Origin of the sequence: Pontibacter chitinilyticus (assembly GCF_039748935.1) — a bacterium.
GTDB classification, from domain to species: Bacteria; Bacteroidota; Bacteroidia; order Cytophagales; family Hymenobacteraceae; genus Pontibacter; species Pontibacter chitinilyticus.
On the sequence record NZ_JBDIZJ010000010.1, the window covers coordinates 26,881 to 44,932 of the forward strand.

The 18,052-nt window shown below is 47.4% G+C and carries 21 protein-coding genes, 1 tRNA gene and 1 pseudogene; 5 read left to right on the top strand and 18 right to left on the bottom strand.

Annotated elements, in window-relative coordinates; all coding sequences use genetic code 11:
- Positions 1-153: 153 nt before the first annotated feature.
- From ABDW72_RS14695 to ABDW72_RS14705, 3 genes are all read right to left on the bottom strand, one after another.
- The gene (locus ABDW72_RS14695) at positions 154-930 is read right to left on the bottom strand and encodes a TIGR02757 family protein (RefSeq protein ID WP_347159349.1); all 777 of its coding nucleotides are present in this window, start codon (positions 928-930) and stop codon (positions 154-156) included.
- A gap of 417 nt (positions 931-1,347) precedes the next feature.
- Positions 1,348-2,334 carry a septal ring lytic transglycosylase RlpA family protein gene (locus ABDW72_RS14700; protein WP_347159350.1) on the bottom strand — a complete coding sequence of 329 codons (987 nt, stop codon included), beginning with the start codon at positions 2,332-2,334 and terminating at the stop codon, positions 1,348-1,350.
- Positions 2,335-2,346: 12 nt separating this feature from the next.
- Complete coding sequence (locus ABDW72_RS14705) at positions 2,347-3,162, bottom strand: DUF4905 domain-containing protein (RefSeq protein ID WP_347159489.1); 816 nt, start codon at positions 3,160-3,162, stop codon at positions 2,347-2,349.
- 46 nt (positions 3,163-3,208) lie between these two features.
- On the opposite strand from ABDW72_RS14705, the gene ABDW72_RS14710 reads away from it, so the two are divergent.
- The 3 genes from ABDW72_RS14710 to kdsB all read left to right on the top strand — a co-directional run bounded on the left by ABDW72_RS14710 (position 3,209) and on the right by kdsB (position 6,220).
- Entirely contained in the window at positions 3,209-4,561 is a 1,353-nt protein-coding gene (locus ABDW72_RS14710) for an NfeD family protein (protein WP_347159351.1), read from the top strand.
- A gap of 40 nt (positions 4,562-4,601) precedes the next feature.
- Complete coding sequence (locus tag ABDW72_RS14715; RefSeq protein WP_347159352.1) at positions 4,602-5,369, top strand: 2OG-Fe(II) oxygenase; 768 nt, start codon at positions 4,602-4,604, stop codon at positions 5,367-5,369.
- A 116-nt stretch (positions 5,370-5,485) separates the two neighbouring features.
- The gene (gene kdsB / locus ABDW72_RS14720) at positions 5,486-6,220 is read left to right on the top strand and encodes a 3-deoxy-manno-octulosonate cytidylyltransferase (protein WP_347159353.1); all 735 of its coding nucleotides are present in this window, start codon (positions 5,486-5,488) and stop codon (positions 6,218-6,220) included.
- Between the two features lie 144 nt (positions 6,221-6,364).
- On the opposite strand, the gene ABDW72_RS14725 is transcribed toward kdsB, so the two are convergent.
- The 4 genes from ABDW72_RS14725 to gap all read right to left on the bottom strand — a co-directional run bounded on the left by ABDW72_RS14725 (position 6,365) and on the right by gap (position 9,719).
- On the bottom strand, positions 6,365-6,712 hold the full coding sequence (locus ABDW72_RS14725; RefSeq protein WP_347159354.1) for a translation initiation factor: 348 nt from the start codon (positions 6,710-6,712) through the stop codon (positions 6,365-6,367).
- A gap of 6 nt (positions 6,713-6,718) precedes the next feature.
- The gene (locus ABDW72_RS14730; RefSeq protein ID WP_347159355.1) at positions 6,719-7,606 is read right to left on the bottom strand and encodes a diacylglycerol/lipid kinase family protein; all 888 of its coding nucleotides are present in this window, start codon (positions 7,604-7,606) and stop codon (positions 6,719-6,721) included.
- Positions 7,607-7,715: 109 nt separating this feature from the next.
- A complete protein-coding gene (locus tag ABDW72_RS14735) occupies positions 7,716-8,561 on the bottom strand; it encodes a universal stress protein (RefSeq protein ID WP_347159356.1) in 846 nt (281 codons plus the stop codon).
- 165 nt (positions 8,562-8,726) lie between these two features.
- On the bottom strand, positions 8,727-9,719 hold the full coding sequence (gene gap, locus ABDW72_RS14740) for a type I glyceraldehyde-3-phosphate dehydrogenase (RefSeq protein ID WP_347159357.1): 993 nt from the start codon (positions 9,717-9,719) through the stop codon (positions 8,727-8,729).
- A 178-nt stretch (positions 9,720-9,897) separates the two neighbouring features.
- Between gap and ABDW72_RS14745 the strand changes: the two genes are divergently transcribed.
- A tRNA-Glu gene (locus tag ABDW72_RS14745) sits at positions 9,898-9,972 on the top strand.
- 71 nt (positions 9,973-10,043) lie between these two features.
- Here ABDW72_RS14745 and ABDW72_RS14750 read toward each other — a convergent pair.
- Positions 10,044-11,063: a recombinase family protein gene (locus ABDW72_RS14750; protein ID WP_347159358.1), complete on the bottom strand. Its 1,020-nt coding sequence runs from the start codon at positions 11,061-11,063 to the stop codon at positions 10,044-10,046.
- 29 nt (positions 11,064-11,092) lie between these two features.
- On the opposite strand from ABDW72_RS14750, the pseudogene ABDW72_RS14755 reads away from it, so the two are divergent.
- Positions 11,093-12,216, top strand: a pseudogene (locus tag ABDW72_RS14755) (IS3 family transposase).
- On the opposite strand, the gene ABDW72_RS14760 reads toward ABDW72_RS14755, so the two are convergent.
- The 10 genes from ABDW72_RS14760 to ABDW72_RS14805 form a co-directional block, all read right to left on the bottom strand.
- Positions 12,213-12,701, bottom strand: a complete 489-nt coding sequence (locus tag ABDW72_RS14760; protein ID WP_347159359.1) for a hypothetical protein — start codon at positions 12,699-12,701, stop codon at positions 12,213-12,215. The pseudogene ABDW72_RS14755 and the gene ABDW72_RS14760 overlap by 4 nt on opposite strands.
- An 81-nt stretch (positions 12,702-12,782) precedes the next feature.
- Complete coding sequence (locus ABDW72_RS14765) at positions 12,783-13,472, bottom strand: DKNYY domain-containing protein (RefSeq protein ID WP_347159360.1); 690 nt, start codon at positions 13,470-13,472, stop codon at positions 12,783-12,785.
- Positions 13,473-13,561: 89 nt separating this feature from the next.
- Positions 13,562-14,038 (bottom strand): hypothetical protein, encoded by a 477-nt coding sequence (locus ABDW72_RS14770; protein WP_347159361.1) that lies wholly within the window; start codon positions 14,036-14,038, stop codon positions 13,562-13,564.
- An 89-nt stretch (positions 14,039-14,127) separates the two neighbouring features.
- Entirely contained in the window at positions 14,128-14,973 is an 846-nt protein-coding gene (locus tag ABDW72_RS14775; protein WP_347159362.1) for a hypothetical protein, read from the bottom strand.
- 82 nt (positions 14,974-15,055) lie between these two features.
- Complete coding sequence (locus tag ABDW72_RS14780) at positions 15,056-15,367, bottom strand: helix-turn-helix domain-containing protein (protein ID WP_116545156.1); 312 nt, start codon at positions 15,365-15,367, stop codon at positions 15,056-15,058.
- On the bottom strand, positions 15,351-15,692 hold the full coding sequence (locus tag ABDW72_RS14785; RefSeq protein WP_219877471.1) for a type II toxin-antitoxin system RelE/ParE family toxin: 342 nt from the start codon (positions 15,690-15,692) through the stop codon (positions 15,351-15,353). Before ABDW72_RS14785 ends, ABDW72_RS14780 begins: the two co-directional genes overlap by 17 nt.
- Before the next feature lie 144 nt (positions 15,693-15,836).
- Positions 15,837-16,466, bottom strand: coding sequence for a hypothetical protein (locus tag ABDW72_RS14790; RefSeq protein WP_347159363.1), 630 nt, complete (start codon positions 16,464-16,466; stop codon positions 15,837-15,839).
- A gap of 149 nt (positions 16,467-16,615) precedes the next feature.
- Positions 16,616-17,119, bottom strand: a complete 504-nt coding sequence (locus tag ABDW72_RS14795; protein WP_347159364.1) for a hypothetical protein — start codon at positions 17,117-17,119, stop codon at positions 16,616-16,618.
- 310 nt (positions 17,120-17,429) lie between these two features.
- Positions 17,430-17,753 (bottom strand): type II toxin-antitoxin system PemK/MazF family toxin, encoded by a 324-nt coding sequence (locus ABDW72_RS14800; protein WP_347159365.1) that lies wholly within the window; start codon positions 17,751-17,753, stop codon positions 17,430-17,432.
- Complete coding sequence (locus tag ABDW72_RS14805) at positions 17,744-17,989, bottom strand: AbrB/MazE/SpoVT family DNA-binding domain-containing protein (protein ID WP_347159366.1); 246 nt, start codon at positions 17,987-17,989, stop codon at positions 17,744-17,746. Before ABDW72_RS14805 ends, ABDW72_RS14800 begins: the two co-directional genes overlap by 10 nt.
- Between the last annotated feature and the right edge of the window lie 63 nt (positions 17,990-18,052).

An 18,052-nucleotide genomic window follows, 5' to 3' on the forward strand; every position in this document is an offset into this window, starting at 1 on the left:
TATACTTATACCTGGGCTACAAAGCAGTTATACTTGTCCGCATACTTTAGTAGCAGGCACAAGCATCAGGTTGAGAAAAAGCATAAGAACAGCGGCAAGATGATGCTTATACTTGGTTTTAATTTGCCGGAATATTACTAAGACAAGGCAGTCTTAAAACTTCTCCTCTACCCCTAAGCCAAACAGCGCATAGTCATACTTCACCGGATCAGCCGGATCAAAAATGCGTAAATGGCTGGTCAGTTCTTCTGCCGTCTGCCAGTCCATTCCCATTCGGGTAATGAGGCCAAGCCGCCGCGCCACGCGCTCCACATGCACATCGCAGGGACATACCAGATCGCGCATGGGGATGGTGTTCCAGATGCCAAAGTCCACGCCGCCATTATCCTGCCGCACCATCCAGCGCAGGTACATGTTCAGGCGCTTGCAGGCCGATTTGCGGGCCGGTGTAGCAATGTGCTTGCGGGTACGCTGCGGGGCATCTTCCAGGCTAAACACCAGGTTATGAAAATGCTCCAACCGCTCCTTCTGGGTTTGCAGCAAGTTGTTTTTACCTGTAAAAGCCATTTCCAGGCTATCGTGCTGCCGGTAGTACTGCTGAAAAAAGTAGAGCAGGTACAAGAGGTCTGTATCGTTGAACGTGCGGTGCTTAAAACCTAAAAAGCGGGGCAAATCCTGTTCCTGGTGGTGCAGTACAAACTCATAGGGTGCTTGATCCATCAGGTCCATTAGCTTCAGGCAGTTGTTGATGATCGTTTTACGTTGCCCCCACGCCAGAATGGAAGCAAAAAAGCCGCTGATTTCAATGTCTTGCTTCCGGGTGAAACGGTGCGGGATAGAAACAGGGTCGTTCACGATGAACTCCGGCTGGTTATACTGCTCGACCCGGTTGTCGAGCAGCGCTTTGATAGCGGCTAAATCTCCTTTCATCTAGTAAAGTACGGAATTGAAGCAGCGATTTGTTGTATCCTATGCATGTAACAGCACCTATTGCCACTGAGGAGTTGTCAGCAGCCTCCTCTTTTTCGATGCACCTGCGCTAAGTGGGAATTTACCGGCAGCTTCTTTAGCGTATAAGCATTGTTGTGCCGGGTACACCCCCCCCCTGCCCCTCAGAGCTGCGCTCGCAAGCTTCAAACTCGCGTTCTCGCTTGTCTAAGGAGGGGAGCCTGTAACTGCTTTAGCTGAAGTATAAATCCTATAGCTGGAGCATACAACTTTCTGATAAAGAGCAGAACACGCATGATAGCTTCAGCATCCTAAATAAGCAGAAACAAGCTCCCTCCTGCGCTAAAACAAAAGCGCCTGTACATTGCTGCACAGGCGCTTGCTCTTCCGTAGAAAACCTTACGGCATATAGGATACTTCTACCCGGAACTTCTGATCTACAGCGCCGAGCTTCTGATAGGCTTTCTTGGAAATACGCACCAGGACTTTGTCGTTATCACCTGTGTCCGGCAGTTTACCAATTACGCGCACATAAACAACCTGGCCATTCATGGCATTCTTCACCTGCATAATTGTGCCCACCGGTGCAGATTTGTGCAGCGCCAGGTATTTGTTCGTGTCAGCTTTTGGATCGATCATCTCGGCCATGCCGCTCTCTACCACCTTTTTTACTCCCTCACCTGCGGCATCCTCATCGTCGCTTTCCGTCTTGGCGGTTACAGGCTCCGGTTTAGCAGCAGCAGGGGCAGTAGTGGCAGGCACCGGCGCTGTCGCTGTGGAAGCCGTTACCACAACTGGTTCAGGGGCAGGTTTGGTTACTTTTATTTCATCATCCGCTTCCGGCACATACACGGGCTTTTTTGTAGGCGTAGCGCCTCCTTTGCTCACAATGAGCTCTGAGCCAACGCTGATGCTGTTGTCTGGCAGGTTATTCCATCGTTTGAGATCGTCCACACTCACATCATACAGGCGTGAAATGGCATAGAGCGTCTGGCCGGTTTGCACCGTGTGTGTCTTGTTACCAGCCTCACTTACCGTATAGGTGCGGTTGCTGGCCGTTGGGGCTGTCGCGGGTGAAGCAGTAGCAGTTGTGGCTTTCGGCTTTGCAGCCGGAGCGGTATATTTACGGGGAATCAATACGATTTGCCCTATTTTGATGCCGGCATCCATACTTGGGTTAGCCTCTTCAATCTGGCTAACTGCTACGTTATACTTTCTGGAGAGGGCATAAAGGGTTTCTTTCGGTTCTACTTTGTGCTGCACGAACAGCTTTCCGTTCTTACGCTCCACCCCTACCGAATCTCGTACAGCTGTAAGCCCCATCCCATGGGCCGAAACAGTTATTAAGGGTGCCACCAACAGGGCAGTGAAAAGGGCTCTTACCATGGCTACTATATACTATAAAAGAAGTGAATATACTTGTAAAACATCCTTGTTTCGGATGAAGTATAATTTGTGCTTAAAGATAAAAAAAGTATCCGAACCTATCCCACTTAAACTGCTGCCAAGTGAAACATGAAGTTGTAAATCACCTTCAAAGTTAAATACAGCCAAATAATTGTCCAGCTTTCCGGCTGCCTCGCCAGTATAATAGCTCACAACCAGCGCAGCATCTGTTTCTACGTATTCGATGGCTTTGAGGGCCTCTGTCCCCAACTGAGCGGCTATAAACGCCTGCACTTGTGCAAAGTATGGCTCGCCTTCCGGGTAAAGCACCGGGTACTGGCAGGCCGCATACCGGCTGCGGCTAAAGCTTTCGGTTACGGCAACGGCAGCGTCCTGTGCTACAGCTTGCTGCAAAACCTGGCCGGTGGCAGCATTTAGCAGTTGATAGGCGTGTTCGGTGCTGGCGGCGGGGTAAGCCAGCAAGCCTTCTGCACACAAGCCGTAGAAGGCTAGTTCCGTTGCTTCCCACTTCAAAGTACCGGTAGCCGCCTCTAGGGCACGTATCCCTTTGTGTTGCCCCAACTTTCGGTCTGCATAGCCGTGCAGGTATACCAACCCATCGTAAGCCTCCTCCAGCCCCTGCCACCAGGTTAGCGCTTGCGGGATAGGGAGCGGCAAAAGGCTGTGCTGGCGGCAGTCATAGGCAAAGAAATAGGCCAGCAATACCTCCGCATCCCGCACCTCCAGCGCCAGCCGTTCTGCTACCGTATCTATGCGGATGCGCCACAGGGGAGCGTCAAAATCGTATGTAAAGAGTAGCGGAAGGATAAGCGCGTATTTTTTAGTAACTTAAAGCCAATTCAGCTTGCAATGTATGAAAACCAGACCAAAGCACCGGCATTTTTGGCAACGCTGTTGTCTATTCTTTCTCCTGCTACTGCCTTTTATTTCGGTTGCGCAATCACGGCCCAAAGTATTTGTGATGGAGGTAAAGTCGGAAATAGACCCGCGTACCAACCGCTACACCAGGCTTGCGCTGCAGGAGGCTACCGACGTGAACGCCGACTATGTGCTGCTGGTGCTGGATACTTTTGGCGGCGCACTGCAGGATGCCGATGAGATCCGGAAACGCATTCTGGAGTACCCGAAGCCCGTGTATGTGTTCATCAACAAAAATGCTGCCTCAGCCGGTGCGCTCATCTCGCTGGCCTGCGACAGCATCTACATGGCCCCAGGCGCCAACATAGGTGCTGCAACTGTGGTAGGCGCCGATGGCGCGGCAGCTCCCGGCAAGTACCAGAGTTACATGCGGTCCATCATGCGCTCCACAGCCGAAGCAAATGGCCGCAATCCGCACTTAGCCGAATCAATGGTGGAGGCCAGCGTAGACAGCACCCTCTCTGCCGGACAGGTGCTGACGCTCACCACTTCAGAGGCCATTAAGTATGGCTTCTGTGATGGCATCGCCACCAGCGTTGAAGGGGTACTGGAGCAGCTGCACCTGCAAAAGGCCGAGGTGATTCGGTATGAGCCCAGTACGGCCGATACCATTGTCAGCTTTTTCCTCAATCCCTTTATCAGCGGCATCCTGCTCCTGGTCATTTTGGCCGGTTTATACTTTGAGTTGCAGACGCCGGGCGTAGGCTTTCCGTTGCTGGCTGCCCTTGTAGCCGGGGCGCTTTACCTGATTCCCTACTACCTGACGGGCCTGGCAGCGAACTGGGAAATCCTGCTGTTCATCATCGGGCTTATCCTGATCTGCCTGGAGGTGTTCGTGATTCCGGGCTTCGGGATTACGGGCATCAGCGGCATTGTGCTCGTGCTGGTCGCGCTGGTGCTCATCATGCTTAATAATCATAATTTAGATTTTACCTTTGTAGCTACTGATGCGCTGAAGAAAAGTATGCTGGCAGTGGTGGCGGGCATGGTGGGGGCCCTGGTGCTCATTGCCCTGACCTGGAACCGGCTGGTGAGCAGCAAAGCCATGAACCACGTGGTGCTGCGTAACACCTTCCATAGCGCCGAAGGCTACCGCTCAGCGAACACCGCCGCGCACCTGGTCGGTAAAACCGGTATCGCCCACACCCGCATGGCCCCATCCGGGCGCGTGATGATTGACGAGACGCTCTATGATGCGCAGGCCCGGGATGGCTTTATTGAAAGAGGCGATGCCGTGCAGGTGATAGACCAGAGCACGTTTGCACTGCGCGTAAAACGGGTCGGCTAGGGTATGACAGCTCCTTTACGCTTAGTTTTATACTTTACAGATGATGTACATTGATATGGTGTCGCTGGTAAAGCGGCAAGCAGCGTTAACGGCTGCCTTTAATGCCAAAGAGCCATTCCGCTACTTGGTGCTGGAGGACTTCTTCATATCTGAAAGAGCAGAAGAGATTTTGGCAGCTTATCCGGCCATAAAAAGCGGCACCTGGGATGGCACCACGTACATCGATCAGAAAAATAAATTTCAGCAACGGGATTTTGCAGAAGGCTCATTGTTTGCCTGTGTTTTTGCCGAACTGAATGCACCGAAATTTCTTACCTGGCTGGAGGAACTGACCGGCATCACAGCGCTGACCGGTGACCCAGCGCTTTTTGGTGGTGGCCTGCACCAGTCTACCCAAGGCGCTTTTCTGAACGTGCACGTCGATTACAACGTCCATCCGCAAACAAAGTACCACCGCCGCCTGAATGTGCTGGTATACTTGAACAAGGATTGGCAAGACACCTATAACGGCCACCTGGAACTGTGGGACATGTCGCAAAAGCGCCTCCTGGACCGGATAGCTCCTACGTTTAACCGTTGTGTTATTTTCGAGACGAATGAGATTTCGTATCATGGCCATCCCAGTCTATTGCAAACACCGGCAGGCATCAGCCGGAAATCGATTGCTACATATTATTATACCCCTACTCGCCCAGAAACGGAGCTGGCAAGCGACCACAACACGCGCTTTGTAAACACCGAAGGCATGGCCGGGCAGCTAAAGCGCTTTAAAGCAGGCCTAAAAGCGTTGCTGGAAAGAACGTGCTAGCCAACTCTTAGCTATACAATAGCCACGATTCCTGCCGGGCACCGCTGGTATACTTGTGCTACTTGTGTAACTTTGAACTATACCGCAGCAGCGGCTACATCAATTAGCTCAAAACAATGGAAGTACTCGGAATTATACCGGCCCGCTACGCCAGCACCCGTTTCCCTGGCAAGCCTCTTGTTGCGATCAACGGCAAAAGCATGATTCAGCGTGTATACGAACAAGCCAGCCAATCTAATTTAGCTACTGTTGTAGTGGCCACAGACGATGCACGCATACAGGCGCATGTGCAGGCTTTTGGTGGCAAAGTAGTCATGACCGCTTCGCACCACCAGAGCGGCACCGACCGCTGCTTTGAAGCCTATCAACGCTACGATCAGCCTTTTGAATACATCCTTAACATTCAGGGGGATGAGCCTTTTATCCGGCCGGAGCAGATTGACTTGGTTGCCTCCTGTTTTGAGCAGCCGGGCACCCAACTAGCCACACTGGTCAAAAAAATAACATCGGAAGAAGAACTGTTTAATGTAAATGCGCCGAAGGTTGTGCTCAACAGCGCAAACGAGGCTTTATACTTCAGCCGAAGCCCTATCCCCTTCTGCCGCAACGTGCCGGCAGATATTTGGCACAAGCAGCATACGTATTACAAACACATTGGCATTTATGGTTATCGGGCCGATATCCTGGAGCAGATCACGCAGCTGCCGCCTTCGTCGCTGGAGCTGGCAGAATCGCTGGAGCAGTTGCGCTGGTTGGAGAACGGCTTCCGCATCACCACCGCTCTAACTGAATATGAAACTATCGGGATTGACACCCCGGAAGATCTGCAGCGCATCACCCATCAGCTCTGATCCGCCCTATTGTAGTCTGAGGGACTTAATTAAGCGCTACTAGTTTATAGCCATAAACTTCAGACGTGCCATTCTTCGACCTGAACGCATCGGAGTCCCCAAGTTATACTTGCGCTACGCTGTTTTCGAAGTATGGCAGCCGCATCACCCTCCGGCTTTTTTAGCTTTATAGCCGGCTGCCTGCAGCACCTGCAGTACTTTGTCGCGGAAGTCGCCCTGGATCAGGATCTCGCCATCTTTGGCTGAACCGCCCACACCGCATTTACTTTTCAGCAGTTTGCCCAGTTCTTTCAGGTCCTCGTCTGTCCCAACAAAACCTTCTACCAGCGTCACCTGCTTGCCACCCCGCGATTTTTTGTCGAGCATCACTTTCAGGTTCTGTTGCTGCGGAGGTAGTGTGGTAGCTTCGTGCTCCTGCTCGTAGGAATAGGTAAAGTCGGAACTGGTAGAATACACAATTCCCTGGCGGCCTTTCTTATTTTTATCTTTCATGGTTCCTTACATTTGGGGTGTCACCACTTTCAGCGATAGTGGTTTCATACTTACGTCAAAAGTTTTAGCCTTTCCTACATACTCACCATCGGCGTGGTACATGATCTCCTCCGCTGTTTCTACCTTAACTGATGCACTCTTGAAATACGCGGCACTATTGGAGCTCGCCAGCCGTTTGGTTAACATACTATAGCTCATGTTCAGTGCCCTCCAAAGGCTCATCTGCCGCACCAAACACACATCCAGCAAACCGTCGCGTATATCAGCCAGCGGCGCAATGTAGGCATTATTGCCATATTGGGCTGCATTGGCAAAAGCCAACACAAAGCAGTCCGTAGACAAGGTTTCTCCGTTTATACTTAGGTTTATGGGCAGGTGTTTATACTTGCGCACCTCTTTCAGCACCAGCTTTACATAAGTTTTAAGCCCCCGCTTGCGGTTACCGGCAAATACTGAGCTGATGTAAGCGTCAAAGCCGATACCGGAGGTGGTGAAAAACGGGTGCCCATTAATGCTGCCGCTGTCAATATGCATGGCGTGGCCCAGGTTGATTATCTCTAAAGCGCTTCGTACCTGCAACGGAATCTGCAAGTGGCGCGCCAGCCCGTTGCCGGAACCTTTTGGAAGTATGGCCAAGGCTGTATCAGAATACAGCAACCCCTGCGCCACCTCGTTTACGGTACCATCTCCACCCACCGCCACCACAATAGCGCACCCTTCCGCTGCGGCTTGCCGGGCCAGTTCCGGAGCATGCCCGGCATAAGCCGTATACACCATATCATACCTATACTTGTTGTGATCCAGGTGCTGATGAATAAGTGCCGGCACGTTTACCCTGCTTCTGGGGCCGGATGTAGGATTGATGATAAAGCGAATAAGCGGTTGTTGATGCATGTATAGCAAAGCGGCCAAGTAGCCGGCAGCACAAATTTACTTTTTCCGCCCCACAATAAAAAAGCCCGGCGCAATGGGCACCAGGCTTTCCTCAAATCAACTTAGATAACTATTTCAAGTGAATGGTGAGCACAGGAATAGCGGTATGATTCACCAGGTCCTCGGCTATACTGCCACTTAATAAATGGGCCAGCCCTGTGCGGCCATGAGTTGCCATCATGATCAGGTCGGCCTTAATTTCGCGGGCGAAGTGCAGAATACCATCCTCCTCCACCACATCGTTGTATACATTAACAGTATAGTGCTGCAAGCCATACCTGTCTGCCGCCTCCTGCAGTTTCAGTTGCAGGTTGTGGCTCGACTCAAAGCCGCCGGGTGTGTTGACATAAACCAGGTGCAACCGGGCACCGAACAGCTCCTGGAAGTACTTGAACTTGCTTATGGCCGAGCCTATCTCGCGCTTAAAGTCAGAGGCCAGCACCACCTCGCGCACCTCAAAGTCCGGTTTGCTATGCTTTACCGTCAATACCGGACAATCGGCCGCCCGGACCACCTTCTCGGTATTAGAGCCAATCAGGAACTCCTCCATTCCGCTTGCTCCTTTCGAGCCCATCACCACCAGGTCTACCTGATCTTCTATCACCGTCCGCTTAACGTTGCTGATTATCTGGTCCACCACTACTTCCTGCACTACCTCTACGCCCGCATGTTCTACTGAGCTGAGCAACTTGCTTATCTGGGCTTTTGTCTGCTCGAGCAGTTGCATGGTGTATACCTGGTCCATGCCATCGTCCAGCATCAGATCGCCGGTAGCACTGAAGTTAGAGGTATGCGGCATCTCCACAATGTGCAAAAGTTTGATGGCAGCACCGGTTTTACGCGCAATAGCAATAGCTACTTCAAACGCATAACCGGCTTGTTCTGAAAAATCAGTAGGTACAAGAATTTTTTTCATGGTTTTAGAAGGAAAGGGTGCAACATTTCATTCAGCAGTATGCTACGCAGGAACAGGTACTGTGCAATGTATCCGGGGTATGCTATACTTTAAAAGCTATACGTAAGCTCAAAATAAAAGCCTATCCTTTGCGGGATAGGCTTTCTGCAATAAAGTATGTTGTGCTTAGCCGATGCGTGCAATCAGGTCGGCAGCACGGTTAGAGTAACCAGTTTCATTATCGTACCAGCCTACTACTTTCACTAGGGTTTCGTTGGCAGAAGTCAGCTCGGCATCAAAAATACAAGAATGTGTATTTCCTACAATATCGATAGAAACGATCGGATCTTCTGTATACTCCAGAATACCTTTCAGTGGTCCTTCAGCAGCTTGCTTCATGGCAGCATTGATCTCTTCTTTGGTAACCGAACGCTTCAGGATACAAGTCAGGTCCGTGAGAGAGCCATCCGGAATAGGAACTCGCATTGCCACGCCATCCAGTTTACCCTTCAGGTGCGGCAGTACCAAACCAACGGCTTTTGCAGCGCCGGTAGAAGTTGGCACAATAGAATAAGCAGCAGCACGAGCTCTGCGCAGATCTTTGTGCGGGCCATCCTGCAGGTTCTGATCTGCTGTATAAGCGTGTACAGTTGTGATATAGCCTTTCTCAATTCCGAAAGCATCATCTAACACCTTCGCCATTGGCGCCAGGCAGTTGGTCGTACACGAAGCATTTGACACGATAGTCTCATCGCCTGTCAGGATGTCTTCGTTTACACCAAGTACCACGGTTGGGATATTACCTTTCGCCGGCGCCGAGATCACCACTTTACGGGCACCCGCCTGTATGTGACCGCTTGCACCTTGCTCATCCACAAAACGGCCTGTTGACTCCAGCACCACATCTACCCCAAGTTTACCCCAGGGCAGGTTTTTAGGATCACGCTCTGCTGTTACCTGTATTTCAGTACCATTTACTATAATTCCGTTCTGCGATGCTTCTACCGTACCGTTAAACCTGCCGTGTACGGAGTCATACTTAAGCAAATGCGCCAGGGTAGTAGTATCTGTAAGGTCATTGATAGCCACTACCTCTACATTATCTTTAGCAAGTAGCGCTCTAAAAGTAAGCCTGCCGATACGGCCAAAGCCGTTAATTGCAACTTTTATTTTAGACATAGTTTCAATTTTTGATTAGTTAACTGATGTTGCGAAGTTACTACTCCGATATTGGAAAACCAATATGTTTTTTTCACATTGATCTTGAATTGCTTACGTAAGCGCGTGAAAAAATTCCGTACTTTTATTTTGCAAATTCTAAAACCACCGTATCTTTGCACCATCAAAACCGAAAGATGGTCCGTTCGTCTAGGGGTTAGGACACCAGATTTTCATTCTGGTAACAGGGGTTCGATTCCCCTACGGACTACCAAGAGGGAAAAGTCAGTTTCACCACTGCTTTTCCCTCTTTCTTTTTCCTCATTTTCAGCGATATTTCTGCGGCTAGGCCGAATAAATTAAGTTTACTCTGTTGGTTCGATAAGCCTCCTTTTCGCGGTCATACTGCACTCCCTCCGGAAACACCAGTGCCTGCAGCCGCTTCCGTTGCGACACATCTGCCTTACCCCATGTGCCTGAGAGGCTTAGCATCATTTTCAGCCCGTTTTCGAGCAGCATTTTGTGGTTCGATAAAGGGCCGGAGAGTTTTTCCAGGTTTACCTCTATCTCACGCATCTCCGCCTTCAGCTCCGTGCTGAACTTTGAGTAGATCTCCCTTTCGATTTCCCCGTAGGCGTAGCGCCGCTCCAAGGTCTCCAGCTTTTTCTTCAGCTCTGCAGACTGCCCCTTCAGCCGCTTTTCCTCCTGCTCATGCTCCTGGCTCAGCCGTTTGAACACCTGCGCCATCATCTCCTGCACCTGCGGCAGCAATACTGGATCGACCTGATATTCTTCGAGCAACCCCTGGTAGAGCTCGTGCATTTTGCCGGCGTTACGGTTCAGGCAGCAACCCTTGGTGTTGCATTTGTAGTAATGGATGCCCTTTTTCTTCATCTCGTAGCCCGTGAGCGGCTTTTGGCAGCTGCCGCACTTGATGTGGTGGCGAAGCGGCAGCTGTTCATCTTCCTTCACCTGGGTATAGCCGTGGGCGTTCTGGGCCTGCAGCCCGTTTACCCGCAGAAACGTGTCACGCGAGATCAGCGGCTCGTGGCGGCCCTCCACCACCTCGCCCTCCTCCAGCAGGCCGTGGGTGATCAGGCCGCAGTAAAAGGGGTTGCGGAAGATCTTGGTGAGCGTCTGGTTGTAGAGCGTGAGGCCCTGCGCCTTTAGCCGCTGGATGATATCGGTGTTGGAGAGGCCCTGCTCTGCCTTCAGCTGAAAAGCCAGCCGGATCAGCTTGCCCTGCTTGTTAGGCCTGATCACCTGCTCGCCGTTCACCTTCAGCTGGTCGTAGCCCATGGGTGCCTTGCCCACCTGACCTCCCCCCGAAAAACCGGACCGCTGTAAAGTAGAGAAAACGGGCAATAATCGTATAGAACCAAAAGCGAATTGCCATGAAAAAATCGAAATTCACAGAGGCGCAAATCATCTTCGCCATCAAACAAGCGGAGACGGGAGTTAAGGTGGAGGAAGTGTGCCGCAAGATGGGCATCTCGGATGCCACCTTCTATAACTGGAAGAAAAAATACGGTGGTTTAGGGGTGAGTGAACTGCTCTGGGCTCCGTCAGTTGGAGGAGGAGCACCGCCAGCTGAAGCAGCTGGTGGCGGACCTGAGCCTGGACAAGCAGATGCTCACGCTACGTGCTGCGAAAAAAGCTCTGAGGCCAGCCCAGGTAAAGCGGCTGGCCTTGGAACTACAGAAGGATTATCGGATCTCGGTCATAAGAGCATGTAAGGTGGTGCTGTTCCACCGCTCGGGCTGGTACTACCGCTCCAAGGCAAGGGACAGCTCTGTGATCAGGAAGCGGATGCAGGAGATCGCCCAGGTGAGAATCCGTTATGGCTTCTGGCGCATCTTTATCCTGCTCCGGCGCGAGGGCTGGAGAGACAACCATAAGCGCGTGCATCAGCCTCTACAAAGAGGAGGGGCTGAACCTGAGGAGCAAGCGGCCTAGGAGAAGCAAGGCCGCCGCACACCGAATTGAGCGCCCCGAACTCTCTAGTAACCATGAGTGCTGGAGTATGGACTTTGTGGCCGATCAGCTCTTTGACGGCAGGAAATTCCGCTGCTTAACTGTAGTGGATAATTATAGCCGCCAATGCCCCGGCATCCAGGTGGGACAGTCACTGAAAGGAGAAGATGTGGTGGCTGCTTTGGAGCGCATCAGGCAGGACACTAAAAAGCTGCCCAAGCGTATACAGGTGGACAACGGCAGCGAGTTTATCTCCAAGGCGCTGGATAGGTGGGCTTATGAAAACAAGGTAACGCTGGACTTCTCCAGGCCCGGCAAACCCACGGATAACGCCTTTATTGAGTCCTTCAACGGCAGTTTTCGAGATGAGTGCCTAAACACCAACTGGTTCCTCTCCCTGGAGGACGCCAAAGAGAAGATCGAAGCCTGGCGGCAGGAGTATAACTGTTTCCGGCCCCATAGCTCACTAGGTGATATGACGCCGGAAGAGTGGTTAGAATATAATATAGTTAAACCCGAATTCTCTACTTTTGACAGGTCCTAAAAATGGGAGGGGCTCAAAGGAGGAAAGTAATTTATCTGGATGTTGTTATCAAAGGGGGCTAACTCTTTTACTCCATCTTCTAAATCAGCGTAATTTCGGTAGTCAAACTCGCTAAATTGTACCTGCTTATTCTTTCTTGTCTGCACTAAAGTTCCCTTGAAGGTTCCCAACTTGTTTGTGAAAGGTCTCAATGCAAATCCTAATATCTCTTCTTGCCTAATTACTTGACTATAGATACCAAGGTAGCTCACTTTCAGAATCTTATTTTTAGGGTCAACAGTTATTGCTTTAACAGCATCAAGACCTACATAGATGAATCCCATGGCAAGCATAGAAAAGACAAGGGAAGCAACTAAACCTGCTGTGTTGAAGTCCTTTGCAAGAATGTTAACAAATAATGAAGACATAATCAATGCTCCGATACCAATTGCTAAAATGAAGCACCGTCCAATTAGAACCAGTATCTTAAAGTTTGATTTTATCATAATTACTTATTGCCCATAACGGCTAGTGCATGAGGCGTGCAAGGCCGTCGGCCGTAGCATGGATTATGCACCTTGTTAGCCCTAGTTTTTCTTTTCTATCTTCTTGATTGTATTAGGAGGCGTGAACTCCCACTTGTTGTCTTTGTCGCTGATAATATATGTGTATTCATTGTTCCTTTCATCCTGCTTGTCGTGATAGAAGGAGCGCGGGTCGGCGTCCGTAAATATTTGGTCATGCTTGTAGACTCTGTCTTTGTCGGTGGCAAAGAAAAAGAACTCTGGTCCGTCTATGACCTTGAATGTGGCTCCATCCGCACCTTCCATTAATTCTCCTCTGAAGTACACTTTCGAACCGTCGGTGGCATACTCCTTACTTAGGTACTTGAAAGTATTAGGGTTGGCACTCTCAACTATGTATTCGCTGCAGTAGCAGACGCCGCAGTCTGTGTAGTCGATGCAGGAAACCTGCCTTGGATAATAAACTTTTTCCCTATCTCTGGCATAGTCGGAGCCTGCCCACACTTGAAATGATGCAGTGTCTATTCCTGTCATAGGCTTTACATTACAGGAAACCTCACCACAAAAAATGATACTGTCTATCCTTGTGTAACCATCTACTCGCACCCTGTCTTTCAATGAAACCCAGCCAAAGTTTTCCTTTTTTAGTTCTTCGGTTTTATTTACCACATCGGTAGCAGCAATATATCCTGTGCTTTGCTTATGTCCGCAGCCCAGTATCAAAAGAAAGAGATAAAAGAATGGCCTTTTCATTTTTTGAAATTTGGGCTAACGTTTAGTACATAAAGCGAGCAAGGCGTAGCCGAAGCTTGGCTTATATGCCGTGTTGGGGAGAGCTTTTCTTATTTCAGCTTGTTCTCGTGAATTTCTAAAAATCCTATCCCTGTATCTTCTATTTCTTCCAAGTATCCTTCTTTTATGATGAAGGAAGTTTGGGTAGTATATCCATTTTGCTTCGAGTTATCGGTGGGGATAATAAAAAGAGTATCTGATTTCAACACATAAGTCCCAGCTGATTTCACTTCTCTTAAAACACCTATTTCAAAGGTACTGTCTTCATAAAGCTTTAGTAGAATGCCACCGATTGGTGCTTCTCTGGAAGCAACTAAAACTTCTTCCTTATTTTTAAAATTGTAAGAGAAGAACAGTTCTTCAGCTACTATCAGTAAGAATAATGATAAGGCCGCAGTAGCAAAAGATATTGCTGCATTCCTTAATCTTGCTTTTCTTCTTTTTATCAAATAGCCTAATAGGTATATCACAGTTAGTATGAGGCCAACTGCCATTATCAACACCACTATTATTGAAGCTATTTCCATACTTTAAGTTTACCCCAACGGATAGTACAGGCTGCGAATGAGGCGAAGCCGAGTATGGAGCCTGTGCCGTGTTATGTGAGGTTCCTTTTTTATTGTCTTTGTAATGTCACTCCTTCCCAACTATCAGGATCGCCAACTGTAATATAGATTTCATATGGAGGTTCATTTTTATTGATGCTAAAACCATTGCTGTTGTAAAAGCCAGTACTATCTATGTGTCCTGTTTTCACATTTCTAATTAAATCGAAGTCCATTGGAATTACCCAATTGCCTTGATCCTTTGCAATCTTCCACGTACCTGTTGCACTTACAATGTCATAGCTGGTCAAGTTCATTGCCATTCCATGGTCTGGAAAGTTTTCAAGGGTAAATGTGCTATCAGGGTTAAAACGAATCACAGTTTTATTACTTAGGCTATCAGGAAACACAAGTTGCTTTTTACTTTTATCTGACAATTTGTATTCGCCAACTATGTCGCTGAATACAGGTTTAGTAGTTGCGAAATCTGCATAACGTGATTTAATTCTTTCGCCTGTTACTATTGTATAAACTCCTGTCGCAAAAGAAGGAATCAGTTGAATGGCAAAAGAAAAGATCAACCCGTAAATAAAAACCTTTGGTCTTATTTTATTAATAAATCTGTTTGATGTGTTACGAGCTAATAGCTGAAAAACCCAACCACTGGTATAGAAAACGTTTGCTAAAAACAGGAAAACTCCTGTCCATATTAAAAAGAAAAGTGGTGGAGAAAAGAATGACCAAAGGTCTTTAACAATAAGTGACAAAACTGTTAATGCAAAAATGCCGAAAATTACCAGCAAGAAATTATATAGTATTCGTCTTAACTCCCACCACAGAATTATTTTGATCCAAGGACGGCTATCATCCGTGTTTACTATGAAAAGTCGTTTTAGCATATCATCTATTGAAATCACACATAACGGATTTGTGCAGCCGAAGCCCTTAGCATAGCAAAGGGTTACGGCTGCACCGGGTTACGGGGTAGTAATTCTTCTTTTAAAGCTCAATAGAGATTTTAACTTTTCCACCCAACCCTTTTTCAACAATATCGAATAAGGTTTTGAGGGTTAAATTACTCCCGTCATTTTCAACTCTGGATATGTAAGTTCTTTTCTTGTCAATGATTTCCCCTAACTCTTGTTGGGTAAGATGTCGAGCTTCACGGGCCTTTTTCAATTCAAGTCCAATTTTGAATGATTCGAACTCCCTGTCAAGGTTATCACGTCTCTCTGTGCCTTTTACTCCGTACACTCTGTTCTTGATGTCCGCCCAAGAACTAACTTCTCTTTCTTTATCTTTTCCCTTCATAATATTCAGCCATTAATTGTAGTGCCTTATCGATTTCTTTCTTAGGTGTCTTTTGTGTTTTCTTCTGAAAGCCGTTAAGCAAGATGACCAGTTTGCCTTCGTCGAAAAAACAGAACACCCGCCAAATGTTCGAAGCAAGTTGTACACGTGCTTCGTATAGTCCGTCTGTGCCTGTCAAGTGCTTCAGGTAATTCTGAGGCACTCGCTCAAGTGTTTCTATCGCTTCCAAAATCTTGAATATTTTGTCTTGCACCTTAACGGGCTGCTCTTTCAAGAAATCTTCAAAGTAGTTTTTGTAAGCAATGATTTCTCTGATTTTCTCCATCTGCTGTACTTTCAACAGTAAATGTAACTTAAAAGTTACTATAATCTATAAAAAAATATTGCCCTTTTATAATTCTTTATTTCCCGTAACGTGCTGGTATAGCTGATTTGTAAGGCGTAGCCGAAGCATATCTGCTATACTTTGTTACCTGCTGGTTTTCTTTTTGTACTTGTTCTTCCTCTGCTCACCTTCAAATCTTGGGTCGAGAAACGAACTACCTCTTATTAGCCACTTCTCATTTTCAATCCTAAAAGGTGCTATTTCATCTTTCCCCATCTTGATCTTAAGATAATTACTTTTACCAGTATAAGTGAAGGGAGAAAAGCTAATATAGCTAACAGCTATACTATCAAATGGCTGATTTACAATGACAACCCTTCCGTCAACTTTCGTATAATCAGCCACTACTGTGTCGCCTTCTAGATATGCCAAAATTGGAACGCCAGGCAGTAAACTGTCTTCATCGTCAACTACGGTAATTAGGATAGAGTCACCTTTTACAAACTTTTCCGATACAACGGTAGAAGGTTGATTTAATGTAGTGGCAGGATAACTGTTTAAGTACAGGTACTTGTCTTCTACTCTCCAAGTACCTGCAGTTTTCATCCAAATCAGTCCTTCCTGCCCCTTAAGTACAAACGAGTTGTCTGGATTCAGCTGCAAAGAAGAGTAATTCTCAAAATCCCAATACCTTTCATACTTGCCGATCAGAGCATTTTCTGTTGGCTTGCACGAAATCAACCCTAAAAGTAAGATTGCAATCCACTTTTTCATCTGTTTAACTTACAGGTAACGTTCCACTGCTTGCCAAAGTAGCGGCAATAGCAGTAAGTCAGCTTGAATAAAGGTATGTTATATAATAGAACTCCCATAGTTGAATGGCTTACATCAGCCGCTATTTTGGTAAGCTATTGTTATGCGAATTATTGCTTTTCATTGGACCAGCCTTTCTTAATCAGAGTACTGTCATTTAGAATCTGCCAGTACTTCCCCTTGTCTTTAACCTGTATATCTCCAATGTCCTTGTAATAAAACGAATAAAAGCTTAGTGGAATATTTATATGATAAGCGGTCTTCGCTGATGAATTAAGTAACAGTTCTTTTGTAGTTATGCTTTTGAAAGAAGGAACTGGGGAATAAAAGAAAGGTGGAATGATTTCAATACGTAGTGTTCGTGAATAAACACCTACCAAAACTGTATCAATGTTACCTCCTTGAACTTTTACACTATCATTATCAAAATGAAGAATGGTTTTATATTTCTTTGCTTCGATGCTGTCCAAATTTGTTTGAACTCTAATTTCAATACCCTGCAGGTTATGATCTGTGTTAGCGGTGAGATTAGCGTCAAAGTTTTTGTTCTGCGGCGGCGGCGAATGAAGTGTAAAAATGTTATTTTGTTTTGAATACCAACCTTCGCTGTACACGGTGGTAATAATAGAATCTAATTTGTAATATCTGTACTGGAACTTACTTGAGTCTACAAAATTGATAACAAGATTCTCTTTGGGAGCAAACAGGTCACACTTAACAGTTTTTACTGACGAACACGACAATAGAGAACCCACTACAAGTGTGCAAAAGAAAAGATAGAGAATGACTATTTCGCGTGAATTCGGCATTTACGACAACTTGGTGCTACAATATTATATTTCGCATAACGTGCTGGTGCAGCCGAAGCCCGCCGCGTAGCAAGGGTTACGGCTGCACCGGGTTACCTATTCGTTGTTCTTTTTATTAGTCCACGAAGGTTTCTTTTATCACACTCTTGCAGGTAGCTATTTCTGAAGGGTTGAGGTTGCCTAAAACTTTGACAATACGGACTTTATCAATAGTCCGTATCTGGTCAATCACTACCCACCCCACTTGATTGTTGTGCTTCACTTTCACACGAGTAGGATAGCTACGGCTCTTGGTAGTCATCGGCGCGATAACTACTGTTCTTAGGTTATGATTAATCTCATTGGGGGATATCACGACACAAGGCCTGGTTTTCTGTATTTCACTTCCTACAGTAGGGTCCAGATTCACCAGAACTATCTCATACTGGCTTATTTCCATTCGTCAAAGCTTTCATCGCCAAACACATCTTCCAGTAAAAGCTGGTCATCACCGTGCTCATGCATTTTCCTAAATGCCTTATCCCAGCCTTTTCTTGGATGCTCAACAGGCTTTAAGATAATTTGCCCTTTTTCCAAAATAAGCTCAACTTTATCCTTGATGTTATACCTGTCCAGAATAGACTTGGTCAGCCGAAGACCTTTTGAATTTCCTATTTGGATGATTGATACTTCCATAGCACTATAATTTAATGTAATTACAAAGTTATTACATTAACGCTTTGTTTCAAGACAAAGTTC